7 protein-coding genes are annotated in these 8,237 nt (G+C 74.5%); 6 read left to right on the top strand and 1 reads right to left on the bottom strand.

Annotation, left to right across the window (positions count from 1 at the left end):
* A partial coding sequence (locus tag KIK08_RS35285) for a sensor histidine kinase (RefSeq protein WP_214407663.1) occupies positions 1–2,606 on the bottom strand: 2,606 nt, incomplete at its 3' end.
* 345 nt (positions 2,607–2,951) lie between these two features.
* Here KIK08_RS35285 and KIK08_RS35280 point away from each other — a divergent pair.
* The 6 genes from KIK08_RS35280 to KIK08_RS42080 all read left to right on the top strand — a co-directional run.
* A complete protein-coding gene (locus KIK08_RS35280) occupies positions 2,952–4,286 on the top strand; it encodes an ABC transporter substrate-binding protein (protein WP_214407662.1) in 1,335 nt (444 codons plus the stop codon).
* Positions 4,287–4,293: 7 nt separating this feature from the next.
* Positions 4,294–5,076, top strand: a complete 783-nt coding sequence (locus KIK08_RS35275) for an ABC transporter ATP-binding protein (protein WP_214407661.1) — start codon at positions 4,294–4,296, stop codon at positions 5,074–5,076.
* Positions 5,073–5,792, top strand: coding sequence for an ABC transporter ATP-binding protein (locus tag KIK08_RS35270; protein WP_214407660.1), 720 nt, complete (start codon positions 5,073–5,075; stop codon positions 5,790–5,792). The genes KIK08_RS35275 and KIK08_RS35270 overlap by 4 nt, the downstream gene beginning before the upstream one ends.
* Before the next feature lie 36 nt (positions 5,793–5,828).
* Complete coding sequence (locus KIK08_RS35265) at positions 5,829–6,698, top strand: branched-chain amino acid ABC transporter permease (RefSeq protein WP_214407659.1); 870 nt, start codon at positions 5,829–5,831, stop codon at positions 6,696–6,698.
* Complete coding sequence (locus KIK08_RS35260) at positions 6,695–7,711, top strand: branched-chain amino acid ABC transporter permease (RefSeq protein ID WP_214407658.1); 1,017 nt, start codon at positions 6,695–6,697, stop codon at positions 7,709–7,711. Before KIK08_RS35265 ends, KIK08_RS35260 begins: the two co-directional genes overlap by 4 nt.
* Before the next feature lie 7 nt (positions 7,712–7,718).
* Positions 7,719–8,237: glycoside hydrolase family 3 N-terminal domain-containing protein (locus tag KIK08_RS42080; RefSeq protein WP_308258094.1), on the top strand; the 519-nt coding region annotated here is incomplete at its 3' end.

Raw genomic sequence — 8,237 nt, 5'->3', positions numbered from 1 at the left:
CGGCCGGCCCGCTCCCGCCCGGACCCGGAGCGGGCGCCGGCCTCCGCCATGGCCGCGGCGGCCCGCTCCACCGCGGGCGGCACGACGCGGAACCAGCCCGAGGGGACGTCGACGCTCAGCGACGGGCGCTGCACCGCGCCCGGCTGGGCGAACGGATCCGGCGGGCGCTCGGCGGCGAACGGGTCGGGCAGCGGCGGGGGCGGGGTCCGCGCCGCGAACAGCGTGCCCGCGTCGCTCTCCGACACCGGCAGCTCCACGGCCGGGAGCTCGAGCGGCGCGGACCGCTCGACCTGGGCGGGCACCTCGATCCGGGCCGGCAGCTCCGGACGCGGAGCGGGCACGGCCGGCGCCTGCCGCGGCGCGGGTACCGGGCGGGACCCGGGCTCGCCGAACGCTTCGCGGAAGGGCTCGGGCTCGGCGCGGTCCGTCACCGGGCGCGCTCCGCGCATCGGCGACGCGACCACGGGCGATCCGGACGGCCGCGCCGGGGCAGGCCGGCCGATCTCGTGGCCGGGGAGCTGGCCGGGGCGGGTGCCGAGACCGCCGGCCGGCGCCGCGTCCGCTCCTCCGTGGCGCAGCAGCGCCGGCTGCTGTGACACCTGCTGTGACACCTGCTGTGGAGCGGCGCCCTGCCGCTCGGCGATGTGCTGGCGCGGTAGCCAGACGCGCGCGGTCAACCCGGAACCGGGCTTGGCCCCCGCGCCCCGCTCGGCCGGGTTGCCGCCACCGATCGCCGAGCCCGCGAACAGCCCCACGTCGATGCCGTGGCGGGCGGCCAGCCGGCCGACCACGAACAGCCCCATCCGCCGCGACGCCTCGACCGTGGCGTCGGAGGACTTGCGCAGCTGGTCGTTGAGCTGGGCCAGCTCCGACGGGCTCATGCCGACGCCCTCGTCGGAGATCTCCACCAGCAGGGCGCCGTCGGCGGTGCGGCTGCTGGACATGACGACGCGCGAGTCGGGCGGGGAGAAGTTGGTCGCGTTCTCCAGCAGCTCGGCCAGCAGGTGCTGCAGGTCGTTGGTGACCCGCCCGGTGATGGCGAGGTCGGGCGTCGACTGCACGACCACCCGCCGGTACTGCTCCACCTCCGAGACCGCGGCCTGCAGCACCTCGATCGCCGGCACCGGGCGCGAGGAGCGCTGCCCCATGTCCGTGCCGGCCAGGACCAGCAGGTTCTCGCTGTTGCGCCGCATGCGGGTGGCCAGGTGGTCGAGGCGGAACAGGTTGGACAGCTGGTCCGGGTCCTCCTCGCCGGCCTCCAGCTCCTCGATCAGCTTCAGCTGCCGGTCGACGAGGGTCTGCGAGCGCCGCGACAGGTTCACGAACATCGCGTTGACGTTGGCCTGCAGGGTGGCCTGCTCGGCGGCGAGCCGCACCGCCTGGGCGTGCACGGCGTCGAACGCCCTGGCGACCTGGCCGACCTCCTCGCGGGTGGTCACCGGCACCGGCACGATGTCGGTGTCGGGCACCGAGCCGCGCCGCATCCGGGCGACCGCGTCGGGCAGCCGGGCGTCGGCGACCTCCAACGCGCCGCGGCGCAGGGTCCGCAGCGAGCGGATCATCTGCCGGGCGATCAGACCGACCACCACCGCGCCGACGAGCAGCGCGATGAGCAGCACGCCGGCGTTGATCCCGGCGAAGGTGACCGCCGACTGCCGGGCGGAGGCCGCGGTGCTGGTCAGCTCGTTGCGCACGCCGTCGTCGGCCTGGTCGAGCTCGCTGAGGAACGCGTCGTAGAGCGCCGCGGAGGACCGGTCGTCGAAGCTGTCGGGCCCCGGCCGCAGCGAGCCCGAGAGCACCCCGTTGAGCAGCACCACGCGGTCGTTGTTGGTGGGGCCGGCGATGAGCGCCGCGTAGCGCACGCGCTGCCCGGCGTCGAGCGCGCCGCGGAACTCGGCCAGACCCTGCTGCAGCCGCGCCTGACTGGCCTGCAGCTCCACCAGGTCCGGCGGCGCGGGCTCGGGGCTGCGCGCGACCACGTTCATCAGCGACTCCTGCAGCGAGGCCTCGTTGCGGGCGAGGGTGAGCCCGCTGAGCGCGGTGGCCAGGCCGCTGACGTCGGTGGTGGTGATCCCGCGCAGCAGGGCGTTGTCGAGCTGCACGAGCTGGGCGATGAGGTCGCCGTAGCGGGAGATGACCGCCGACGGGGGCGCGTTCGACGTGGTGACCAGGGTGCGCAGGCCCGGCAGGCGGGCCAGTGCCTGGTCGGCCTGGCGGTGCGCGCCCACGATCGCGGAGTCGTCGTCGTAGAGGTCCTCGACCGCGGGCCGGGCGGCCGCGCCCGCCTCGTCGGTGGCCCGACCGGCCTCCTCGAACGGGCCCACCTCGTCGCCGCGGCCGCCGCTGACGTACTCGGTGGCGCGCAGGCGCTCCTGCTGCAGCAGCCCGACGATGTCGGCCACCTCGCCCTGGGCGGCGATGAACCGCGACACCCGGTCGAGCTCGCCGGCCTGCGAGACCTGGTCGAGGATCCGCAGGCTCCCCAGCACGATCGCCAGCACCGCGGGCACCGCGAGCACGATGGCCAGCTTCGTGCGCAGGCTCCAGTTCCGCGGGGCGAATCTCTCCGGACGCCCGCTGGGCGACGGGCGCTGATCCTTCCTCACGTCGACCTCTTCCAAGCTCGGTGAAGCTCGATGCGGCGGCCACCGCAGCGACTCGCCGGGTCCGGATCGGCCCGGGGAGAGGGCCCGTCGTGGCGTCGTCCGCGCAATCCGGTCGTTGGCCGCCGGAGTCTAGACCCGCCGACTGACCCCCTTTCACTCGGTTGCCGCCGACTGCGCACAATCGTTACGTTCTGTGCCCCTTGGTGGAAAGCCGATCCAACGAACGGCCGAACCGCCAGTGCGGACCGCCCAATGATGCAACGGCGAGTTGACACTCCGGCCCGACCCGAAGATGCTGACGCGTCCCCTCCCCAGATGATCATTTATGAAACGCGAGGTGCCATGGTGGACAGGGCGAGCGCCCTCCGGCTGGACCGGCGCGGCTTCCTGCGCACGGTGGGCGCGGCCGGTGCGGCGGTGGCGGCCGGGGGCGCGACGGCGGCGTGCAGCTCTGGCCTGCAGGGGTCGGAGGGCGGCGGTGGCGGCGACACCATCAGGATCGGCTACGTCAGCCCGAGCACGGGGCCGCTCGCGCCTTTCGGCGAGGCCGACGACTTCGTCATCGGATCGATACAGGAATACTTCACCCAGAACCCGATCAAGGTCGGCGACCAGAGCTATCCGGTCGAGGTCCTCAAGCGCGACAGCCAATCGGACTCGAATCGCGCGGCCGACGTCGCCGCGGACCTCATCCAGAACAACGGCATCCACCTGATGCTGGTCTCGTCGACACCGGACACCTCGAACCCGGTGAGCGACCAGTGCGAGGCGCAGGGAATGCCGTGCGTCGCCACCGTCACCCCGTGGCAGCCGTGGTTCTTCGGCCGCGGCGGCCAGGAGGGGACGAAGTTTCAATGGACGTTCAACTTCTTCTGGGGCCTGGAGGACGTGGAGGCGGTCTACGCCGACATGTGGGACGAGGTCCCCACCAACAAGAAGGCCGGCGCGCTGTGGCCCAACGACCCCGACGGCCTCGCCTGGGGTGACCCCACCACCGGCTTCGCGCCGGCGCAGGCCCAGCGCGGCTACTCGATCGTCGACCCGGGCAACTACCCGAACGGCACCCAGGACTTCTCCGCGCAGATCACGCAGTTCAAGGAGCAGAACGCCGAGATCCTGCTCGGGGTGCCGATCCCGCCGGACTTCACCACGTTCTGGCGGCAGGCCGCCCAGCAGGGCTACCAGCCCAAGCTGGCCACGGTGGCCAAGGCGCTGCTGTTCCCGTCCAGCGTGGAGGCCCTCGGCCCGCTCGGGGTCAACCTAGGCACCGAGGTCTGGTGGTCGCCCAGCCACCCGTTCACCTCGTCGCTGACCGGGCAGAGCGCCGCGCAGCTGGCCGACGCCTACACCCAGGCCACCCAGAAGCAGTGGACCCAGCCGATCGGCTTCGCCCACGCGCTGTTCGAGGTGGCCGCCAAGGCGTTCGGCTCCGTGCAGTCCATCGACGACAAGGCCGGGCTCGCCGCGGCCATCTCGACGATGCAGCTGGAGACCGTCGTCGGTCCCCTGGACTGGACCTCCGGGCCGGTGCCGAACGTGGCCAAGACCCCGGTCGTCGGCGGTCAGTGGCGCACCGGCACGGACTTCGCCTTCGACCTGACGATCGTCAGCAACAAGCAGGCGCCGGGCATCCCGACCGCCGGCGAGGTCCAGCCCCTCGGCGCCGCGGTGGCCGGCTAGCCCGCCCGTGCTGCTCTCGGTTCGCGGCCTGTCGCGCTCGTTCGGCGGCCTGACCGTCGTCGACGACGTGTCGCTGCAGGTCGAGGAGGGAACGGCGGTCGGCGTCGTCGGGCCCAACGGCGCGGGCAAGACCACCCTGCTCAACCTGCTCGACGGCGTGCTCACCGCCGACGCCGGACGCATCGAGCTGGACGGCCGGGACGTCACGCGCGCCCCGGCCGCCCAGCGGTGCCGGGCCGGCGTGGGGCGCACGTACCAGACGCCCCGGCCGTTCTCCGGCATGACCGTGTTCGAGAACGTCCTGGTCGGGGCGGTGCACGGCGCCGGCCTGCGCAAGGGCGCCGCGCAGCGCCGGGCCCTGGACTGCCTCGGGCGCACCGGTCTGCTCCCCCGGGCCAACGAGCTGGCCGGCGACCTGCGGCTGCTCGACCGCAAGCGGCTCGAGCTGGCCAGGGCACTGGCCTGCGGCCCCCGGCTGCTGCTGCTCGACGAGATCGCCGGCGGGCTGACCGACGCCGAGCTGCCGGAGCTGATCGCGATCGTGCGCGAGGTCCGCGACGGCGGCACCGCGGTGGTCTGGATCGAGCACATCGTGCACGCGCTGCTGGAGGTCGCCGACCGGATGCTGTGCCTGGCCCAGGGCGCGGTGCTGGCCGAGGGCGACCCGGCCGGGGTGCTCGCCGACGCCAAGGTCCGCGAGGTGTACCTGGGCTCCAGCGTGGAGGGCCTGGGCGGGGTGGCCGCGGTCCCGGCCGCCGGCGACGGGCTGCCGACCGGGGACGGCTCGTGACGGCACTGTTGCGCGTGCGCGACCTGGACGCCCACTACGGCCACTTCCAGGCCCTGTCCGGGATCGACCTGGAGGTCGGCGCCGGCGAGGCGGTCGCGGTCATCGGCGCGAACGGCGCCGGCAAGTCCACGCTGCTGCGCGCCATCGCCGGCCAGGTGCCCCAGCCGGGGGGCTCGCGGGTCGAGTTCGACGGCGTCGAGCTGCGCGGCCTCCCGGCGCACCGGCGCGCCCGGCTGGGCATCGCGCTGGTGCCCGAGGGCCGCAAACTCTTCCCGAGCCTGTCGGTCCAGGAGAACCTGCTGGTCGCCGCGGGCGCGGCGGACCGGCGCGCCCGCGGTGGGCGGCGCTGGGGCCTGGACGCGGTCTACGAGCTGTTCCCCAACGTCGGGCGGCTGCGCGACCGGCCCGGCGGGGCGCTGTCCGGCGGCGAGCAGCAGGCCGTGGCCATCGGCCGCGGGCTCATGGCCGAGCCCCGGCTGCTGCTGCTCGACGAGGTCTCGCTCGGGCTGGCGCCGGTGGTCGTCGAGCAGCTCTACGCGGCGCTGGGCACCATCGCCGCGACCGGAGTGGCGATGCTCGTCGTCGAGCAGGACGTGGGCACCGCGCTGCGGCTGGCCGGGCGGGTGCTGTGCCTGCGCGCCGGGCGCACGGTGCTCACCGGCGCGGCCGCGGAGGTGACCGCGGACGCGGTCACCGCGGCCTACTTCGGCACGTGAGGCGCGTGATGTGGGAACTGTGATCGGAACCGGGCCATGACGTGGGTCAACGCCGTCGTGCAGGGCCTGCTGCTCGGCGGGGTGTACGCATTGTTCGCCTGTGGGCTCTCGCTGGTGTTCGGCGTGCTGCGCATCGTCAACCTGGCCCACGGCGACCTGACCGTGCTCGCCGCGTTCCTCGCGCTGGTGGCCACCTCGACGCTGGGGCTGAACCCGGTGCTGGCGCTGGTCGTGGTGGTGCCGGTGATGGCCGCGCTGGGCTTCGCGCTGCAGCGGCTGCTGCTGCACCGCAGCCTGCGGGCCGGGGAGCTGGCCCCGCTGCTGGTGACGTTCGGGCTGTCGATCGTGCTGCAGAACGCGCTGCTGCAGACGTTCTCCGCGGACACCCGCTCGCTGCCCGCCGGCGACTTCGGCACCGCCGGCCTGGAGCTGGGCGGCGGGATCGCGGTCGGCTGGCTGGGCCTGAGCACCCTGGTGGTCGCGGTGGCGGTGCTGGCCGGCCTGCAGCTCGTGCTGGCCCGCACGCCCATCGGCCGGGCCATGCGGGCCACCAGTGACGACCCGGAGACCGCGGCGCTGATGGGGCTCGACGACCGGCGCGTCTACGCGGTCGCCACGGCGATCGCGCTGGCCACCGTCGCGCTGGCCGGCGTCTTCTACGGCATGCGCGGCACGTTCACCCCCACCCTCGGCCCGCAGCTGCTGATCTTCGCCTTCGAGGCCGTGATCATCGGCGGGCTGGGCTCGCTGTGGGGGACCCTGCTGGGCGGGCTGGTGCTGGGCGTGGCCCAGACCGTCGGGGCCCAGATCCAGCCCACCTACGGCGTGCTGGCCGGCCACCTGGTGTTCCTGGTGGTGCTGGCGGCTCGGCCGAGCGGTCTGCTGCGGCGCGAGGAGGTCCGATGACCGACACGACGACCCCGGCCGCGACCGACGCGACCGGGCCGGTGGTCGTGCGCACGACCCGGGCGTCGCGGGCGGCCGCGGTGGTGGCGCTGCCGGTCGTGGCCCTGCTGGCCGCGCTGCCCTACCTGGTCGCGCCGAACATCACCCGGCTGCTGGTCGGGCTGTTCACCCTCGTCCTGCTGGCCACCATGTGGAACCTGCTGGCCGGCTACGGCGGCATGATCTCGGTCGGCCAGCAGGGCTTCATCGGGATCGGCGCCTACGCGGTGCTGGTCGCCGACCTGATCGGGGTCAACCCCTACCTGGGGCTCGCGCTGGCCGCGGTGGGCGCGGCGGTGCTGGCGCTGCCCACGGCGCTGCTGGTGTTCCGGCTGCACGGCGGGTACTTCGCGATCGGCACCTGGGTGGTCGCCGAGGTCTACCGGCTGGTGACCGTGGAGTTCCGGGCCGTCGGCGGCGGCTCGGGCGCCTCGGTCACCGGGCTGTCGGTGTTCCCGCCCGTGCTGCGCGGCGCCATCACCTACTGGTGCGCGCTCGGTGCCGCGGTGCTCGCCGTGGGCGGGGTCTACCTGCTGATGCGCTCGCGACTGGGCCTGGGGCTCACCGCGATCCGCGACGAGCCCACCGCGGCCGACTCGCTGGGCGTGCGGGTGCGCGCGGCCAAGCGGGTCGTGTTCGTGGTCGCCGCGGCGGGCTGCGGGCTGGCCGGGGCGCTCATCGCGGTCGACTCGCTGCGGGTCCAGCCCGACTCGATCTACAGCGTCCAGTGGTCGGCGTTCATGATCTTCATGGTGGTGATCGGCGGGCTGGGCACGATCGAGGGGCCCGTCGTGGGCGCCGTCGTGTTCTTCGCCATCCAGCAACTGCTGGAGCCCTACGGCGTCTGGTACCTGGTGGTGCTGGGCGTCGTCGCGATCGCCGCGGCGCTGGTGGCCCGGCGCGGCCTGTGGGGCCTGCTCACCCTCGACCGGGACGTGCGGCTGCTGCCGACGGGATACCGTCTGCGGCCGTGAGGCCGCAGTGACACCCCCGCCACCACCACCAGCAGCGCCGCCGCCCGGGCGCCGGGGCCCGGTCGTCGCGGTCCCCGGGCCGGGTGAGCGCCCGGAGCCGTTCATCACGGCACTGCTGGAGCAGATGACGCTGGGCGAGAAGATCGGCCAGCTGGTCGGCACCCTGCTCCCGGCGGCCGACTCGGAGCTGGCCCCCGGGCTGCTGGACATGCCGCCGGGCGTGCTGGCCGTGCCCGCGATGACCGTCGCCGAGTCCAACCGCGCCGTGCGCAGGCTGCAGCTGGAGCTGATCACCAGCACCCGGATGCGCATCCCGGCGCTGCCGATCGCGCTGGCCGAGCCGCGGGGGGCGACGCGGTTCCCCCCGCCGATGGCCCGGGCGGCCACCTGGGACCGGGAGCTGGTCGGCGAGATCGCCGCGGCGGCGGCCGCCCGGTGCCGGGCCGGGGGGATCGTCGGGCAGCTCGCGCCCGCGGTGGCGCTCGCCGCCGGCCCCGGCACGGCCCGCACGGGCGGCTGCTTCGGC

This window comes from Pseudonocardia lacus (genome assembly GCF_018531445.1).
Taxonomy (GTDB): Bacteria; Actinomycetota; Actinomycetes; order Mycobacteriales; family Pseudonocardiaceae; genus Pseudonocardia; species Pseudonocardia lacus.
The sequence above is the reverse complement of the archived record's forward strand: the minus strand, read 5'-3'. Positions and strand labels throughout refer to the sequence as shown.

Coding starts and splice junctions, on each gene's coding strand:
- KIK08_RS35265 (WP_214407659.1), top strand. CDS start 5,829: ATGACGTGGGTCAACGCCGTCGTGCAGGGCCTGCTGCTCGGCGGGGTG.
- KIK08_RS35260 (WP_214407658.1), top strand. CDS start 6,695: ATGACCGACACGACGACCCCGGCCGCGACCGACGCGACCGGGCCGGTG.